At 37.9% G+C, this 17837-nt stretch carries 12 protein-coding genes and 1 tRNA gene; 5 read left to right on the plus strand and 8 right to left on the minus strand.

Features of this window, described 5'->3' with window-relative positions; genetic code table 11:
• Positions 1-82: 82 nt before the first annotated feature.
• The gene (locus tag J4Q03_RS19540; RefSeq protein ID WP_426049790.1) at positions 83-4873 is read right to left on the minus strand and encodes a translocation/assembly module TamB; all 4791 of its coding nucleotides are present in this window, start codon (positions 4871-4873) and stop codon (positions 83-85) included.
• 4 nt (positions 4874-4877) lie between these two features.
• Here J4Q03_RS19540 and tsaD point away from each other — a divergent pair, with 4 nt between their 5' ends.
• The 3 genes from tsaD to J4Q03_RS19555 are packed head-to-tail and all read left to right on the plus strand — an operon-like array spanning position 4878 to position 7046.
• Positions 4878-5894 (plus strand): tRNA (adenosine(37)-N6)-threonylcarbamoyltransferase complex transferase subunit TsaD, encoded by a 1017-nt coding sequence (gene tsaD / locus J4Q03_RS19545; RefSeq protein WP_426049791.1) that lies wholly within the window; start codon positions 4878-4880, stop codon positions 5892-5894.
• Complete coding sequence (locus J4Q03_RS19550) at positions 5891-6301, plus strand: hypothetical protein (protein WP_426049792.1); 411 nt, start codon at positions 5891-5893, stop codon at positions 6299-6301. Before tsaD ends, J4Q03_RS19550 begins: the two co-directional genes overlap by 4 nt.
• A gap of 43 nt (positions 6302-6344) precedes the next feature.
• On the plus strand, positions 6345-7046 hold the full coding sequence (locus J4Q03_RS19555; protein ID WP_426049793.1) for an RsmE family RNA methyltransferase: 702 nt from the start codon (positions 6345-6347) through the stop codon (positions 7044-7046).
• 74 nt (positions 7047-7120) lie between these two features.
• On the opposite strand, the gene J4Q03_RS19560 is transcribed toward J4Q03_RS19555, so the two are convergent.
• Complete coding sequence (locus tag J4Q03_RS19560) at positions 7121-7792, minus strand: TrmH family RNA methyltransferase (protein WP_426049794.1); 672 nt, start codon at positions 7790-7792, stop codon at positions 7121-7123.
• Between the two features lie 81 nt (positions 7793-7873).
• On the opposite strand from J4Q03_RS19560, the gene J4Q03_RS19565 reads away from it, so the two are divergent.
• Positions 7874-8890, plus strand: a complete 1017-nt coding sequence (locus J4Q03_RS19565) for an asparaginase (RefSeq protein ID WP_426049795.1) — start codon at positions 7874-7876, stop codon at positions 8888-8890.
• Positions 8891-8944: 54 nt separating this feature from the next.
• A tRNA-Ser gene (locus tag J4Q03_RS19570) sits at positions 8945-9031 on the plus strand.
• A gap of 180 nt (positions 9032-9211) precedes the next feature.
• On the opposite strand, the gene J4Q03_RS19575 is transcribed toward J4Q03_RS19570, so the two are convergent.
• The 6 genes from J4Q03_RS19575 to J4Q03_RS19600 form a co-directional block, all read right to left on the minus strand.
• Positions 9212-9913 carry a hypothetical protein gene (locus J4Q03_RS19575; protein ID WP_426049796.1) on the minus strand — a complete coding sequence of 234 codons (702 nt, stop codon included), beginning with the start codon at positions 9911-9913 and terminating at the stop codon, positions 9212-9214.
• A 265-nt stretch (positions 9914-10178) separates the two neighbouring features.
• Complete coding sequence (locus J4Q03_RS19580) at positions 10179-11711, minus strand: M20/M25/M40 family metallo-hydrolase (protein WP_426049797.1); 1533 nt, start codon at positions 11709-11711, stop codon at positions 10179-10181.
• Positions 11712-12204: 493 nt separating this feature from the next.
• Entirely contained in the window at positions 12205-12711 is a 507-nt protein-coding gene (locus J4Q03_RS19585; protein WP_426049798.1) for a hypothetical protein, read from the minus strand.
• A 3-nt stretch (positions 12712-12714) separates the two neighbouring features.
• Complete coding sequence (locus tag J4Q03_RS19590; protein WP_426049823.1) at positions 12715-13785, minus strand: RHS repeat-associated core domain-containing protein; 1071 nt, start codon at positions 13783-13785, stop codon at positions 12715-12717.
• A 127-nt stretch (positions 13786-13912) separates the two neighbouring features.
• Positions 13913-14206 (minus strand): hypothetical protein, encoded by a 294-nt coding sequence (locus J4Q03_RS19595; RefSeq protein ID WP_426049799.1) that lies wholly within the window; start codon positions 14204-14206, stop codon positions 13913-13915.
• A gap of 12 nt (positions 14207-14218) precedes the next feature.
• Positions 14219-17785: a DUF6443 domain-containing protein gene (locus tag J4Q03_RS19600; protein ID WP_426049800.1), complete on the minus strand. Its 3567-nt coding sequence runs from the start codon at positions 17783-17785 to the stop codon at positions 14219-14221.
• Between the last annotated feature and the right edge of the window lie 52 nt (positions 17786-17837).

Below are 17837 nucleotides of genomic sequence, written 5' to 3' on the forward strand. Positions count from 1 at the left end.
TAAAAAATAATTTAACTAAAAAAATTATATTAAATATTAACAATAATTAACACGGATGATAAAAATCATTAAAATATTACGATTATTTACTAGCTGATTTTGTAGAATCTGTTTTTATTTCCGTTTTAGCTTCCGGCTGTTTTTTATCTTTTTTCCTCTTTTTAAAGAGAGAATTAAAGCTTTTACTCCACACTACTCCCCCACCATAGGCTTGATTTGCAGAACCATTGGTACTTACCATTCCAATATTGGTAGGCTTTGAATACCCTCTTAGAACAAGACTTCCGTCATTTTTTTTAGAAATGTCATATTCAATAGATCCCTCGCCAGAAAGATAATTGGTTTGTGTACCTTCCGTTTTTGTCAGCGGAATTCCCAGTCCTGTTTTAATATTTATCCTTGGCGAAAGAGCCACACTTACCCCGGCATTGGCCCGGTCACCAGTATTGGAATTCTGGTCACCTTTTACATAATTCAAATCGATCTGGAATTCGTTACTCATTGTGTTAAGAACTGATCCCAGCTGCTTCAGAAGCATATTGTATCCGGAAGACTCTGCTACACCTGCCACATCAAAATCTACTCCTCCACTGTTGGATACATTAAAGGTGCTCAGCAGCAGGACAGAGCCAAACTGGAGTACTTTTTCACCTTCCTGACTCATCTTGGCCGCCAATGTCTCTTTTACCTGGCTGGAAACATCAAGGGCAGTCACATTCAGGTCAATTTTCGGGTTGATTAGAGACTGGGTAATATTGGCCTGAAGCAGTACACTGATCGGCTGCAGTTTCCCCATACTTAAATATTCGCCTGCATTGGAAACCATTCTTACATAATTGGCTGTAATATCCAGTGCAGGTTTCATTGCATCACCGTCCCATCTGATGCTGCTGTTCTTTTCTATTTGGAATGTCTTATTAAGAATAGCTTTGGAAACAAATGTTCCGTTATCTACTTTATATGTACCATTCATGGCAATTCCACCCTGTCTGCCCATCTGGAACCTCAGCCTGTCGGCAGTTCCTTTTACAGTAATATTCCCTACATCGTCACCTACAAGAACATTCACTGTAGTTCCTTTATCCACATCAAGGCTGAAATCGATACGCATATTAGCTCCAGTCTTCTTCTTTTCTTCCAGTGTGATAAGCCCGTCTTTTCCTTCTTTCAGGAACCTCAGCATTTTGAATTCTTCGACATTGGACGTTGAACTGGAATTAAAGGTAAAATTACTTCCGTTCAGCGCCTTCATATTAGGAGTTGAAATACTCAGTCCGGAGACAGGTCCGTCTACATACAAATCTCCCTGGCCGTAAACTCTTCCCCAAAACAGATCATAATCTTTCTGGGTTGTATTCAGCATAAGAAGATTATCAGCCCTCATTACCAGATTGACCCCCATTGACGAAATTGTTTCAAACTGGATCGCACCGGAAATTGTTCCTTTAGAATTGGATCTCCCGTCATGAACTTCAATATTGTTAAGAATGGCAAGCCCGCGGGAAAGCGGAATCACAGTATCATCAAATGAATAATCTACTCCGGTAAACAGGAGCTTTAAGCCGAAACCTTTTAAAGCAATATCTCCGCTATAATCGAGATCGCTTAATTTTCCGTTGATCTTCAGATCACCAGTCGCTTTTCCTCTGATATTTCCGAAAACAGTCTGAACAAACTGCTGGGTAAAGGCAAGGTCAAAATCACGCATTTCCGCCGTCAGATCAATGGTAGGAGAAGCGGTGTTATTATTTACAGTTCCTGTCAGATGAAGGTTATTATTCCCCAGAATCCCTGCCGAAGCCACTTTTACATCTACGTCATAAACATTCAGAGAAAAACCGTTGGTCGCAGAAATACTAAGATCACCCATCTGATTTCCGTTCATAACGATATCATCTACGGTAAGATCTACGAGTGGCTGAAGAGTGCTTTTGTCCATTTTGATCTTTACGCTTCCGTTCGCAAGTCCTTTTATTCCCATAGGATTTCCTCCGGACTGCATTTCAAGAAGCTTTTCAACAGCAAATTCTTCAATATCCGCGTCTACATAAAAGTCTTTAGCGGATTTGAACTGGGCCTCTTTGATAAACAGAGCACTTTTATCTGAATAAATACGCAGGTTCCTGATATCGAAATCTCCCTCATCCTTTCTGTATGTAATGGAATGATCCAGCTCGGGGCTTGTATCTATTGCCCAAGTAACCTCATTGAATTTAACTTCTGTAGGCTCAAATCTGAAAACATAGTCACCGGCAGCATTCGTAGACTGATCTACATTAATGGCATAAGCCTTAAGGTTTTCATTCAGCTCATCTTCCGGACTTCCATGCTTGAAGGTAGTAGCCAGATGAAGCGCTGTATTGTTTTCATTTTTACCTTTAAGTTCAAAATCCTTGATAATATTGTTATTGTATACCAGTTTGCTGATTCTTGCATACAGCTGTTCATCAAGGTTTGCCGTATTAACCCTCACCATAACGCTGTCGATCATCGCACTGTCTCTGGAAATATTATTTCTGTCATTAATCTTATATTCAGGATTGGCTGCCGCCAAAGCTTTGTCCGCATCCGAAATTTCTTCCTTCTTCGTCATAATATATTTCAGAGAGGCGGCATCCAGATTTAGTATCAGGTCATTTGAATCCCCGTTATACTCTCCTTCTACTATAGCACCCTGCGGAAGTTTCAGATCAGGCAGAAAATAATTCACAACACCCTGCTGAACATCAAAATTCATCTTAAAATTCTGACCTCTGTATAATTTTCTTGGCGGAGGGCCTACCAGAATTCTTCCGATTCCATTCTCTACCATACCCGCGAGATCGGCAAGGTTATATTTTCCTGATATTTTACCGCTTGCAGCACCGGGAGCATCAACATCTATGACACGTCCGCCGGTCTCCACAAAAGTTTTTAGTTTTGCTGTAGGAATACTATATTTTTGTGTGGCTGTCGCAAAGTGAAGATCATTGGCATCCACATCCAAAGTAAGATCATTGATATCAGACATGGACATTTTACCTTCTACCCGTCCGCTCACAATCTGGCTTCCCGATTTATTGGTAAAATAATTCATATTCAGGTAAGTGACATCCGCATTTACATCCATCGCAACCCTTGAAGTACTGAAATCAATAAGTCCTTTAATCGTTGCTTTGGCCTGCTCGTCATTAACCGTGATGAGTCCGTTATATTTTTTGTGGTCTAAGAGCCCATCCAGATACAGATTACTGATCTGCTTATCCATAATTTCGATGCTGGTAATCTGTGATTTCGTGGTCAGGCGCATTGTATTGACATCAAAACTCTGCCCGTTAATATCAAATTTACCGGAGATCAGACCAACAGCCTTACTTTTGGTGATGACAGCGGTATTAAGATCTTTTACATCCACAAATCCGGAATATTTGGGCATTGCTGTGCTGTATCCGGTAAGCGAAAGTTTAGTGATTTTGGCCTGTCCTATTCCGGTCATCAGGTTTCCACTGGCAACATATACCTGTTCCGGGTTCACCTTTGCCGTTCCGTTATACTTCAGTTTTCCAAAATCATCTGCAAAGTTCTTCATCTTTTTAGAAATAAATGAAGGCATCATCGCTTTAAGATCTTTATAAGTAAAATCGGTAGAAAGGTCGTTTGTTTCAATAGAAAAATTTCCTTCCAGCAGCCTGTCAACCTTCATGGTTTTCGTTGCGATATTAACATCAGGATTTCTGATCAGGAAATTTTCCAGATGGAATTTATTCAGTGGGCCGGTCATTTTTCCGGCAAGGTTGAATGGTTTAAAATTATCCCAGTTCGTCACAAAGTAGCTGATATCATATCCGCTCAGCTGACTTCCCTGCTGAATTTCCATATCCCAGCGTACACGGTCTGCAAAATCAGACCATGAACCGTCATGAAGATTAAATTTGATATTCCCCTGAAGCAGTGAATGATCCGTATTCAGGGTAAGATCTTTGAGTGACAGAAATTCATTCGTTAAAGAAAGTTCAGTAGAAAATGTATCTACAAAATGAGATTTTCCCCATCTGTTAGTGACGAAGGACATATTATTGATCAGTGCCGAAATATTGGCTCCGTTGATCTTTACATTAGGTGCTTTTAAATTAAATTTTGTGGCAGTAAGCCATTTTCCAGGATCTCCCGGAGAGTTTTGACTCACAATGGAAACCTTTGAATCAATGATCTGTACACGGGAATCCAACTGGAATGGAGGCTTTTTCGGGTCTCTTTTCTTTCCGCTGTCGAAGAGCTGTGTAAACCTGATAAAATTGGAAATACTGTCTCCTTTATAGGTGATGACCTTTACATCCGCATTAACAAGAGTAAGGGAATTAAAGCTTAGTGAATTGCTGTTCCCTGAAATAGCATTGTAAGCGAGAGCCATCCAATCTGAATTGGCACGGAACTCTCTTGCTTTAATGAATTCCAGACCTTTGTAGTCTTTTATTTTTAATCCTTTTATGGTGACGTCTCCAAAATAATCTACTTCTACACTTTCTGTAGACATTCCCGCCTTAAAGTCTTTGTTTACAATCTGAAGTGCCTGATTGGCCGCCCATCGTTTGGTTACCGGAAGATTAATGGCAATAAGTATACCTCCAACAAGAATAACTCCCAACCAAAAAAGAATCAGGAGGAGCTTTGCCCACCAGGAATAGCTGGTGACATCTTTCACCGCCTGTTTCCCAAATTCCTCAGCGGTCTCCACAGGATGATGAATAGCATCAGACGCCAGCTCAGAAGCTTCCTTAACGGTCTCCTTTACAGCGCCTTCTACGTCTTCAACAGTCTTCTGTACCTGATCACTTAGGTTCTCAGCTACTGATTTTTTATTCTCATTCTCGTTATTATTCTCTAACTTTGCCATTATTATGAGCGACTCTATAATTTTAGGTATTGAATCGTCCTGCGACGACACCTCAGCAGCTATCATCAAGGGAAACTGTATTCTGTCCAACATTGCTGCGAATCAGGCCATCCACAAAGAATATGGCGGTGTGGTTCCTGAACTGGCATCGCGAGCGCATCAGCAAAATATAATCCCCGTTGTTGAAAAATCTCTTACTAAAGCAAATATACAACAAAATGCTATTTCAGCTATAGGATTTACACGCGGTCCCGGACTTTTAGGATCACTTCTTGTAGGAACATCATTTGCTAAGTCTTTGGCAATGAGCTTAAATGTTCCATTAATTGAAGTAAATCATCTCCAGGCACACATTTTAGCCCATTTCATTGAGGATGCAAATCCTATGCCGCCTCAATTCCCTTTCCTGTGTCTTACGGTAAGCGGAGGGCATACGATGATTGTATTGGTGAAGGATTATTTTGATATGGAAATTATCGGGAAAACAATAGATGACGCTGCAGGCGAGGCTTTTGATAAGATTGGAAAGATTTTTGATCTTGATTACCCTGCCGGACCTATCATAGACCGACTGGCCAAAGAAGGAAATCCTGATGCTTTTACATTCAACAAACCTAGAATGGAAAATTATGATTATTCTTTCAGCGGGATCAAAACTTCCGTTCTTTATTTTATTCAGAAAGAGGTGAAAAAAAATCCGGATTTTATTAAAGAAAATCTGAATGATCTGTGTGCCTCTGTTCAAAGAACAATTATTGAAATTCTGATGACTAAGCTTGAAAAAGCTGCCAAAGAATTAAATATAAAAGAAGTAGCCATCGCCGGTGGAGTTTCTGCCAATTCTGCTTTGAGAAAAGTAATGGAGGACAATCATGAAAAATTAGGCTGGAATATTTACATTCCAAAATTTGAATACACGACTGATAATGCTGCGATGATTGCCATGGTTGCTCAATTGAAGTTTGAAAGAGGTGAATTTACGGATCTGAGAACTTCCGCAACTGCAAAATATGATTTATGAAAATACTATTAGAAGAAAAAATACTGGGAACGCATTCTAAAAAGAACTCAAAATATTATTGGGTTTTAGAAACCGTTATAGGAAAAAATGAAGTGACAGAAAAATCTGAAGACGAAGATTATTTAATGATAAGTTCAGAAATTGGATATGTTCAAAATATAAAGGAAGAGATCGTAGAGAAAATCAATTCAGAAAATGTATTTAGTTTTACTTATGAACCCAAAGAAGGAGATTACTTATCCATCAAAAATAATTTAAGAAAAAACGAATATCTGAATTTAATTTTTATGAATAATAAGTGGGTTGAAGAAATTTACGCATGTTCATATAGAGATTGTGAAGGTGATATTTATACCACGATAAAAACCGGTGTAGCATTTTTAAGCGAGAATGAAATTACCTTTTAATTATCACTTATAAATAAATTCAGGTGCATTTTAATATCAATATATGAAACTTTTTTTTGGTGAAATCAATAACGGAAGAGCAATAATTAATGAGGAAGAACAGCAGCATATTGTGAAAGTTCTTCGTATGAAAGATGGTGAAAAAATTCACGTAACAGACGGAAAGGGAAATATTGCTTCCGGAAAATTAATTATTGAAGGAAAAAAAGCCGGTCTGGAAGTTTCTGAAATTAAAACAAATACTCCGGATTTTAGTCCCCGACTTCATATTGCCATTGCTCCGACGAAAAATATCGACAGGATTGAGTTTTTTGTGGAAAAAGCTGTGGAAATGGGTATCTCAGAAATCAGTATTATTATTACAGAGAAAACTGAACGTAAAAATATCAATATTGATAAGATCAGAAAGCAGGCTGTAGCCGCCTCCAAGCAAAGTCTAAGGTTTCATTTCCCTGTCATTAATGATGCGGTGAAGCTTACAGATTTCTTAAAAACCATTGATCCGGAACACACTTTTGTAGCACACTGCCACGAAAATCTTGAAAGAATTGAACTTAAAAACATCCCTTCTCTTGAACAGGTCACTTTTTTGATTGGCCCTGAAGGGGATTTTTCAGAAAGGGAAATTCAATTCCTGTCCGGCAGTAATGTAAAAGCAGTTTCACTTGGAAATCAAAGGCTGAGAACAGAAACGGCCGGCGTATTTGTGGCGGCGTGGAATTATTTTAATATGATGAAAGGTTAGAAATTAGAAGCTAGAAGTTAGAAGTTAGAAAAAAGGACGTGAACATAGCTGCATCATGAATTGTCCACATCAGCCTATATTTTCAGATGATGATCTCTAAGATATTTCTCGAAAATCTGCTGGCCGCTTCGCATAGAGTTTACAGCCCACCGGATTTTCATTCTCATCCGTTTTTCTTCGCTTAGCTTATAATCAATATCTGATTTAATAAGTTTCTGCTTCAGTTCATACATACAGATGCCTGCGGCTACGGAAACATTATAGCTTCTTGTCAGTCCGTACATCGGAATGGCCAGTGTTTCATCCGCAAAATCTATAACTTCTTCCGAAACTCCTTCCATCTCGGTTCCGAATACCAGAGCAATAGGTTCTGTAATCTGATAGTCAGGAAGCATCACCGCATTTTTTTCAAGGGATACGGCCAGAATCTTATATCCTCTGTCTTTGATATTCTGCAGTGAAGCTATATTTTTTGGCATTTTCTCTACTTCTACCCAGGTTTCAGCACCTTTTGTCACCGTAAGGTTGGGATCGAAAACATTTTCCTCTTCCATCGCTGCCACCTTATGGAAAGCACAGGCTTCTACGGATCTTATAATGGCTGCTGCATTTCTGAACTGGTAGACATCATCCATCACAGGAAGAACAAAATCGGAACTTTCTTTGGAGAAGTGTTCTATTTTTGAGAGTCTTTCCTCTGTTAAAAACTGTTTTAAGTATTCAAAAGTTTGCGCTAAATCTTTCATTCATTTTCAAATCTTTGCAAATTAACGTAATTTTGGGCTATGAACCTGAACGAGGCTCAATTTCTTAGAAAAAAGTAATTCATGAAACGAAAAGTCCTGCTCATCTATACCGGAGGAACCATCGGTATGGAAAAAGATTATGAAACCGGAAGCCTCCGCGCATTTGATTTTGGAAATATTTTCGAAAAAATGCCCGAGATGAAATTAATGGAATGTGAAGTGTTTGTACATCCTTTCGCAAAGCCGCTGGACTCTTCGGATATGGGACCTGAGGAATGGAAGGTTATTGCTAACTACATTCTCAAAAATTATGAACTGTACGACGGCTTTTTGATTCTTCACGGAACAGATACGATGTCTTATACAGCTTCTGCTTTAAGTTTTATGCTGAAAGGACTGAGAAAGCCTGTAATTATGACGGGTTCACAGCTTCCGATTGGTGATCTGAGAACGGATGCGAAAGAGAACCTTCTGACAAGCCTTTATTATGCCAGTCTTTATGAAAACGATGAAGCGGTTATTCAGGAGGTTGCGGTTTATTTTGAATATAAATTATTAAGGGGAAACAGAACCCTGAAATATTCTGCGGAGTATTTTGACGCCTATGCGAGTCCAAATTACCCACTACTAGGACAATCCGGCGTTCATTTAAATATCATCAAGGATAATCTTTACCGGTGTGATCCTGAGATAGAATTCCATGTGGATGAACATATTTCTGAGGATATTCTGTTCTGGAGAATTTTTCCGGGCATGCATCTGAGCCACTTTAAAGAAATCCCTAAAATGAAGGTTTTAATTCTCCAGGTTTTCGGTTCGGGAACTATTTTCAGCAGTGAAAAAACACAGGAAACGCTTGAGGAAATCAGAAATAACGGAACAGAAATCGTTGTGGTAAGCCAGTGTATTTCAGGAGGTATTTCATTCGGAAAGTATGAGAACAGTAATATTTTCTCAAGGATCGGAGCCATCAGTGGGAAAGATATGACGGCAGAAAGTGCTATCAGTAAAGCGATGCACCTGATAGACAATCCGAATTATTCCGGAAGCTTTGCCGACAACTTCACCAAGAGCCTTTGTGGAGAAATTACTGAGTAATTTTAAATATAATTTGCAGATTCCAGAAATTACCTTATTTTTGCAATCTCAAATAGAGAGGTGTCCGAGTGGTTGAAGGAGCTACCCTGGAAAGGTAGTATACGGGTAACTGTATCGAGGGTTCGAATCCCTTCCTCTCTGCAAGAATATAAAGGTCTTAAACTTAATTGTTTAAGACTTTTTATTTTGTTCAATACTACTTATTAAATAATGGAACGAATGGAATAAAAACAAAATCCCGGGATTTCTGCCGGGATTTATCTGGAAAACCGCTGAAGGTCTTCCGTCAATATAATTAGATATGAATGTTTGGTGTAAAATTTAATTACAAATTGTCAAGAACTGATGACTCATCTGCACTTTGAATTTAGCCTCTGATTTTAGTTTAGCATAAACGGTGTGCTCAAAGGCCTGTACGGATTTCAGTTTCCAGTCTATATATTCTGCGATCTGTACGACAGAAAAAATGAAATCCCGATACACTGCAATATTTACAGTCTGACCGTAATAAGGAAGATAGGCTTTCAAAAAGGGAACTGCAGCCTGATGCCTGTTATAGTTCACACAATATCCTGCTCCTTCTCTTGAGGTAATAATCTCACAGTCATTGATATAGTCCAAGACCGTTTTATTTCTGTCCACAGAGCTGCCATTTTTTGACAGGTGTCTGTTGATTTTATCCAGAATATGCTGCGCGTATTCCATCATGGTAATGGTTTTCCACTCAAATATATGGTTCATTCCTTTGGCAGCTTTGGGATGTTTTTCATTTTCACAGTTGGTACAGAAAGAGATTCCAATCTTTTCATGATAAGGAAAAAAACAGTCTTTGATCTCCATAGATGCATCGGCCAGAAGTCTGTCATCTGCAAAACTGTAGTATAAATAAGGGCTGTAAAGATCTGCCAGGGCCTTTAAAAAATCGATCTCGCTGGCATTATGATATTCTTCAAACCATTTTTCAAGGGTGTCGTAATAATGGCTTTCAAATTCTTTAAATGTTAAGTAAAACGGCAATTCCATAGCTCTGTAATTTTGATATGACAAAGCTATTGCTGTAATGCGACAAAACTTGACGTGTTATTTTTTTTGTAAATATTTATTAAGGTAAGATAAAGAATCTGATGTCAGACTTCAGCAATAGATTTTGTGAAGCTGTATATTATTTGAGTCAACAATATATAGATACTCTCAGACATGAATCCGGCCATCCGAAACCTACATTAAAACTCTAAAACCCTCAAACTCTCCGACTCTCTAACTCCTACTGAACTCCGATTTCCAAACACTATTTGTCATAATTCATCATCATATATTCAAAGTAATGGATCATTTTCAGGTAGTTTTCAATACTGATGTATTCATTGGTGCTGTGAATGCTCTGCTGTTCTGAGCTGTTGATCCTGATCGGCATGAATCTGTAAATATTTTTGCTTACAATCTGGTATTTATAAGCATCGGTACCGGCCATAGTAAGATATGGAGTCACAATGGCCCCCGGATAGATCTCTCTGACTCCTGCTTCTATTATTTTAAATCCTTTTGTATTGGAAGGAGAAACGGCAGAAGCTTCTCTTGTATTGTCAATGTCTTCTACTTCAACATCAAAGCCTTCTGTCGCTTTTGCCATATGCTCACGGACATCTTTCACCGTATTTCCGGGAAGAAGCCTGAAATTGACCACAAATTCCACTTCGGGAGAAAGTACGTTGGTGCCGTCGCTCCCTTTCATCATCGTTAAAGCGGTTGTGGTACGTACCAGAGCATTGGTTGTATTATTTTTGGTAAGCTGGGATAAAAGAAGGGGCTTTAGTAGCCACTGGTTGGAAAGGGCCAGCCTGGAAGTAAAGGGCATCGCACCGCCAATATTACTAAAGAATTCTTTGATGAGCGGTGTTACAGAAGGTTTCATCTGGTCATCTTCAAGCCGCTGCATGATCACAGCAGCTTTTCCTATTGCGCTTTCCATGGGAGGCATTGAGGAGTGCCCTCCAAGCCCTTTGACTTTTATCTTTGCAGAAAAGAAACCTTTCTCTGCACATCCAACAGCAGCTACGTCGGCATTTACGCCTGCTACATTGCCTTTCTGCATAATGAGACCTCCTTCGTCATACACTGTATCAAACTGAAGTCCTTTTTTCTTAAAATATTCAGCGATCTGTACAGCTCCTTTTTGTCCGCCCACTTCTTCATCAAAACCGAAAGCCAGATAGATATCGCGTTTAGGAACTTTTTTACTTTTAATCATGGTATTCATAGATTCCATGAGGGAAAAGAGCATGCCTTTCATATCGATGGCTCCTCTTCCGTAAATCCTGCCATTAGCCACAGTTCCTGAAAAGGGTTCAAAATCCCAGTCTTCCGCTACTTTAGCAACCGGAGGCAGAGGCTTGTCATCAGGTCTGAAAATATTCTGTTCTTTATTTTTCACGTCGGCATCACCGGGAGGAACCACGTCTATATGAGAAAGAAAAAGTATAGGTTCCAGTGAAGGATCGCTTCCTTTAAGCCTGAAAACCAAAGCATGGGTATTAATCTCATTGTTTTCTGTATTCTGGTAAACGAACGGATAAGATGTTTTCAGGTATTCTTTAAACTGATCAAACGGCGCATAATTGAACTCACCAAGGCTTCCGGTGGAAACCGTAGGGATTTTGATACCGCCTGACAGCCTCATTATAGCAGAATCATTCTTCACAGGCTTCCATCCTTCAGAAGTTCCTGCTTCGGCTTTTTTAAAAGGATACGTATACATTTTGATGAGCAATACAGCAACCAAAATAACAAGGATTCCGAGAATGATTAAAAGGAACTTTTTCATGGCAATAAGATTTTGTGTGGTGATTGTCTAACAAATATACCAAAGAAAGCTGCTATAATTGCAGTAAAACCCAAGTATTTCCCCAGAACTAGATATAAATTACTATAGCTACTTCCAAATTCCGGAATTGATATCAAAAAATGCATTGTTATTTTCCAGGCTGAATTTTTCTATAGTCTGTTTTGAATTATTTATTGAAAAAACCTCAAAAAAATTTAATGGCTTCTTTAATAAAAATATTGCTACACTGACTAAATATAATATTGATACCTCAATGAGAAGAAAAATTGTGGATCAGTCTATTAGTGTTTATAATGAATTCAGACCGCATTTTTCAAATCATTATTTAACACCAATCAAATGCATAAACAATCAAAATTAAAAATGAAAACTTATAAAATAAAAAAACCAAAGCAAAAATAAATTTACTCTGGTTTAATTATTTATTTTTGTCCTTTAATTTGTATCGTTATTTCAGGACTAGTCAAAACTATTATTTATTAGCATCATCTTTCATTACTTCAGATAGTGTATCTAAATAATCAGAAAAAATGGATACAGTTGTTATATCTTCAAACTCAACAAAAGCATTGTCAATAAGCTTACATTCAGTATTGAAAAAATCGATATCAATAGAATCATCATATACATTTATAACTTTTCCAACATATACAACATCCTCTTGACTTAAAGATAGTTCACATAATATATCCATAGAATTAATAAGAGTGAACAAGCTTTGAAAATCTTGAATTTCGGTAGTTTTAAGTATTTTTTTATTTACATCATCAAAATATTTTTGGAACTTCTTCGTCATGATTTTTTCCTTAAATTCATCTGTCTCAACAACTACATTTTTAATCTTTCCTGAATTGATAAATTTCATGCCATCTATTACATAATCAACAGGATTAAAAATTATACCCGTTAAAGCTTTTTCGTCTTTAAAACAGATGCCATTAATACCCAGTTTTCTATTTTCTAAAAAATATTGCTCCATAATTTATTTATATCGTTTTCTATTTCGATCACCCTTTTCTCCTCCTTTATCTCTAGCTTTTCTAGCTTGTCCATTTTCATGAGTTTGTTTTGTAGATCCCCTAGCACCTCTTTTGTGTTCTGCCTCTTGATTATACTCACCAGCACCATTGTTTCCATTTTTTGTTTTTTTCTGTTGTGCTCTTTCTGATCTAGTAGGTTTACCATTACCATCACCCCTTTGCTCTTGAGGAACATCAGTTCCATTTACATCTTTATCTTCTTCTGCACTATCTTCGGTATTCATACTTCTGTAACCTGCACCGGGATCTGCAATGGTAGTATATCCTGTACTTGGAGGTGTAAACTGATTATATGTCCACCAAACCCCAGCGCCTATTAACATTCCTGCTGCAACAACATCAGCAGGACCTGGTACTGGAGAATCAGCCTGCGAAACTAATAAAGCTGTCATAGCCAAACTACCAGGACCAGAATCACTGCTTTTAGCTTTTCCAGTAAAAGTAACTTCTTGGATTTGTATTTCTTTTATAGCAGTGTTCGTTTCAGATTCATAAACATATACATTGTTCGGATCATTAATATACGATTGAAATTCCGGTGTGTTTGGACACGTTGGACACGTTGCTAATTCTCCCTCCATTCCAGTAGGATCCCAAAGGTTTATTGGATTATTCCAAACGTAACTGTAAGCCTCATGAGTATACTGACTTCTCGGGTCTATCACACCCCATCTTCCCAAGTCCGGCATGTAGTTTCTCCAGCCATAATCATACATACCCGTCTCCTGTAGCTCCTTTCCATTGTACTTGTACTTATACGCAGGATTTCCTGACAAAACATTATATCCTTCATGCTTCAAGCCAAACAGATAATAATTACTTTCCTCAATGATCTCTGCTCCTGAGCCATTTTTAAAATAGCTCAGTCTCGTATTTCCAAGATGATTGGTATATTTATAAACATACTTTCCGGTTTCAAAATTAAAATAATCTTCTGTGGTAGGGAAAAATTTAAGTGTGTCGTTTTTATACTGGAACCCGTCTAGATAATCTGTAATTCCTGTACCGAAGATCTTTTTTAACTTTTTACTCTACCTATTGTATATAACGTTTCTTGTTATTAACGATAAACCACTGTTTTTTCACAGTAGTTTATTTTATTCGGCAGCACGAGCGAGGACACTCATACCAACAGTAATCTCATTTTATAACAAAGAATTCATCAATAAAATTTTCATCTTCATCTAAATATAGAATATAAAAACCTATTTTTTTTTCTTTACATTCTATATCTATTTCAATTTTAAAACTATTAATATACAGCTCGTTTTTCTCGTATAGAACATAAACAATACTTTTGTTTATTAGTTTTAAATCTCCTTCTTGACAAGATTCTTTTAAATCATTTAAAACATCTTCATCTTTTAAAACATTATTTATATACTCTGAGGAGATCACAAATAACTTTTCTATATTTCTATTTAATATTTTCATAAGTTTAATGTATTAATGACCCATTACTTTATCAAAAACAATGTGTCCATTTGCATTTGGATTACCATAAATTCTATAATCGCCTCCTTTTCCTAATATTTTTAGCTTATATTTATAACCTGTTGTAGCAGCTTCTGTTGCTGATAACCTTATTATACCTTGTTGCCCTTCAGGAGCAACTATTCCGTTACTAATTGCATTTTTAACTTTTTTTTGTATATTAGGATCTAAAGAATCAAAAACTTTTCTGATTACCCAGCCTGAAGTTTTTTTAGCATCTTTTTTGGCAAGTGCTTTTCCAGCAGCTTTTCCTACTGCCCTCAAACTACTTTTTAACGGTCCTTTACCTATATCTGGCATTTCAAGCAATATCATAGTATCTTCATCACTTGTAGGCATCTTTCTTTTATCTGGGCCAGAATCAAATAAAGATACAAAGCTAAAACCGTTGCCATATCTAGTATTATAATAAAAATCTATGTACCCTTGATTTACTTCATAATCATTACCCCCACCAAAAATACTATTATTAGAATTATAGTATTTAGCATAAGTCTTTGCTTTTGCAAAATCATGTCCATTAACTAAAACAGTTTCATTTACTCCATCGTTGATATTCACTTCTTCTCCTGTTCTTTTGTTCTTATATATTGTAGCGTGTGCTTCAGGTTGTTGTGCAATCATACCTGTCGGATCATTATAAAAAATAGGATTATTATCTCCATAGCTATACGGCTGGAAAGTCGTTTCAGATAGAGGATCATGTACGCCCCATCTTCCAATCTCTGGCATATAAAACCTTGCCCCATAATCATACATACCCGTCTCCTGAAGTTCCTTACCATTGTACTTGTACTTATACGCAGGATTTCCCGACAAAACATTATATCCCTCATGCTTCAAGCCAAACGGATAATAATTACTTTCCTCAATGATCTCTGCTCCTGAGCCATTTTTAAAATAGCTTAACCTTGTATTTCCTAAATGGTCAGTATAATTATACACATACTTCCCGGTTTCAAAATTAAAATAACCTTCTGCGGTAGGGAAAAATTTCAATGTGCCGTTTTCATACTGGAAACCGTCTAGATAATCTGTAGTTCCTGTACCGAAGATTTTTTTTACTTTTACTCCATCTGCCCTATACGTGTAATCCGTTACTTTGGAATTCTGGGTAACCTTTCCCGGTAAATTTAAATAATTATATTGAATGGAAGAAATACCTTTATCCTGCTGAACCGTCATATTTCCATTCAGGTCATAGCTGATTGTACTTCCGGTACTTCCTGATGCAAGGGGATAACCGCTTAAAGCATTACCCGTTCCCACCTCTTTAAGATAAGCTAACTTATTACTCTGCTCACCATTTTCATAGTGGTATTCAAGGTTGTCCATCACTTCAGGAGCAGTATAGCCGGGAAGCTGTCTCCCTCTTCTGAGCAGGGATTTAATATTTCCGTTCAGGTCATAAGTAAGCTGCTCATGATACTCACCTCTGTCTAAATTCATGGCATCCCAGAAGCGTCCTTCTTTAAGACGGTTAATGGCGTCATATTCATAGGAATAGTTTCTCAGTACAGCATCGTTTTGGGTAATCCATGACATCTGTGAGATGTTTCCATTGTACCTGGCAGAGCCGGAAAACTGGCTGTTAGGTTTGTTATACCTCAGCTCATAAGCAAAGAGCTTATTCTGCAGATCGGAAGGTTCATTAAGTTTTGTGAGCCATCCTCTGATATTGTATGCATATTTAATACTCTGCAACGGGCTTCCTGTGGTATTTCCTACATTTTTGGTCTGTATTTGGCCGAGATCATTATACAGATTTTCAGCAAGAAGCTCTTTAGCTCCTCCATTCACTTCATGCCATTGTCTTACCAGTCTTTCCTGATGATCGTATTCAAAAGTTTCTTTGATGTTTATTTTCGTTCCGTCCGCTGCCCTTTTATGCTCGGTAAGCGTATATTCCGGAACCCCTGAAAACTTGAGAAAACTTTCAGTTTTGGTATACCCTCCGAGATGATTCACAGAATGAGTGGATACTACCCGTCCTTTTTTATCATAGTAGGTATATGACTTTGTCCAGCTTTCATTTTCAATATTTCTTACATAGGATGCTGTAGGTAAGCTTTTGGTACTCACTCCGGAACTCTGGGCAGTCTGAGGCAGAACTTCCTGACCTAAAACTGTCCCGGGAACTGCCGGTACCCCCTGAGGATAGGTATCATAATAACTGACGGTAAGAATCTTGTCGATACTTGTAGGATAAGAAACATTTCCGTATTCCGTATTGATTCCATTCAAGGCAAAACTACCGCCACGGGCTTCGTAAGAAACATTTGCAGCCTGATTATCTACATAATTCTGGATATTCTGCCTGGAAGTTCCGTCTCTTGAAATTCCGGTATAAACCACTCTTCCAAATTGATCATACTTGGTAAAAGCCCATGAGTTGATTGCTGTAAAATTAGGTATTCCATTTTTCAGAACAATATCCCGGTATAGAATAATCTGGTCTTTTTTGTTGTAAACCATCTGTTCCAGGCCTTTCCCCGGAATCTTCTTTTCTACAAGCCTGTTTCTGCCATCATATTTATACTGATAACATAGATGTTCCAAAGCGGAAGCTGATATTGATGCGGAAGCAGAAGCCAATGGTGGAATCACAAACGCCAGCTGGTCATATTCATTATATACATAATAGGTATCTGCATTTTCTGAAGCACTTATAACTTTTCTGACCAACAAAGTCTGTCCCTTTCCATTTTTGAATTCTATGGTTTTATTATTGTCTTCATCCGTAACAGTATTTTTATACAATTGTGCTTCCCCATAAGTTCCTGGCACATTTAATTCAGAAGCGGTAGCCCCCTCGATCCAGTTCGTAACGGTTGTATACTTTTTCACTTCTCCGGCTACATTAGTATCATACCCGAAAACAACAGGTTTGTTCTGCCAGTCGGCACCTGGATTTTTCTGGCTCAGAAGCCTGTCGAGCGGAGAGTTTTCTAAATTTTTATGACTGAATGGAAAGGAATCATTAATACCGTTTGCCTGATAATACACATTGGCACTTCCTTCTACTCCAGTCTGAATATTTCCATTTTGCGAGGACATAGGAACAGGAAGCCAGCTGTCTACCTGTCTTCCAAATCCATCATAAGGAATATGGGTCACCAGATCTTTTCCCGTAGGAGTAGATTTAATGCTCACTGACTGTTTAGGTCTTCCAAGTCCATCAAAGAACTGTACGCTCTGTATCTGCTGCAAAGATCCGTTTGAAACTTCGGTAGGCACTAAATACTGTCTGGTATAGACATAATTTTCAGTATTTGAAATATTAGTGGAATAGTCAACGGTGATAGGCGTATAGGTATTCCCCGGATTATTGGAAGAAGATCCCCCGATATAGGCCCGAAATGTCCCACTAGCTGAATTGAAGCTGAATCCCGGAAGCATACGTATACTTTGAGGATCTACTTTTTCTGTATTAGGTGCAGGAGGAGAATTCAGGACCACCTGACCATAGTGATAAATACCCAGTATTAATCCTATGCTTATGTATATTTTTTTATGCATAATCTTAGTTGATACCGGATTTAATGATCGGGAATTGTTCTTGTAACTGATT

Origin of the sequence: Chryseobacterium sp. NFX27 (assembly GCF_049887855.1) — a bacterium.
Classification (GTDB): Bacteria; Bacteroidota; Bacteroidia; order Flavobacteriales; family Weeksellaceae; genus Chryseobacterium.

Coding starts and splice junctions, on each gene's coding strand:
- tsaD (WP_426049791.1), top strand. CDS start 4,878: ATGAGCGACTCTATAATTTTAGGTATTGAATCGTCCTGCGACGACACC.
- J4Q03_RS19600 (WP_426049800.1), bottom strand. CDS start 17,785: ATGCATAAAAAAATATACATAAGCATAGGATTAATACTGGGTATTTAT.
- J4Q03_RS19550 (WP_426049792.1), top strand. CDS start 5,891: ATGAAAATACTATTAGAAGAAAAAATACTGGGAACGCATTCTAAAAAG.
- J4Q03_RS19565 (WP_426049795.1), top strand. CDS start 7,874: ATGAAACGAAAAGTCCTGCTCATCTATACCGGAGGAACCATCGGTATG.
- J4Q03_RS19575 (WP_426049796.1), bottom strand. CDS start 9,913: ATGGAATTGCCGTTTTACTTAACATTTAAAGAATTTGAAAGCCATTAT.
- J4Q03_RS19580 (WP_426049797.1), bottom strand. CDS start 11,711: ATGAAAAAGTTCCTTTTAATCATTCTCGGAATCCTTGTTATTTTGGTT.
- J4Q03_RS19585 (WP_426049798.1), bottom strand. CDS start 12,711: ATGGAGCAATATTTTTTAGAAAATAGAAAACTGGGTATTAATGGCATC.
- J4Q03_RS19595 (WP_426049799.1), bottom strand. CDS start 14,206: ATGAAAATATTAAATAGAAATATAGAAAAGTTATTTGTGATCTCCTCA.
- J4Q03_RS19540 (WP_426049790.1), bottom strand. CDS start 4,873: ATGGCAAAGTTAGAGAATAATAACGAGAATGAGAATAAAAAATCAGTA.
- J4Q03_RS19560 (WP_426049794.1), bottom strand. CDS start 7,792: ATGAAAGATTTAGCGCAAACTTTTGAATACTTAAAACAGTTTTTAACA.
- J4Q03_RS19555 (WP_426049793.1), top strand. CDS start 6,345: ATGAAACTTTTTTTTGGTGAAATCAATAACGGAAGAGCAATAATTAAT.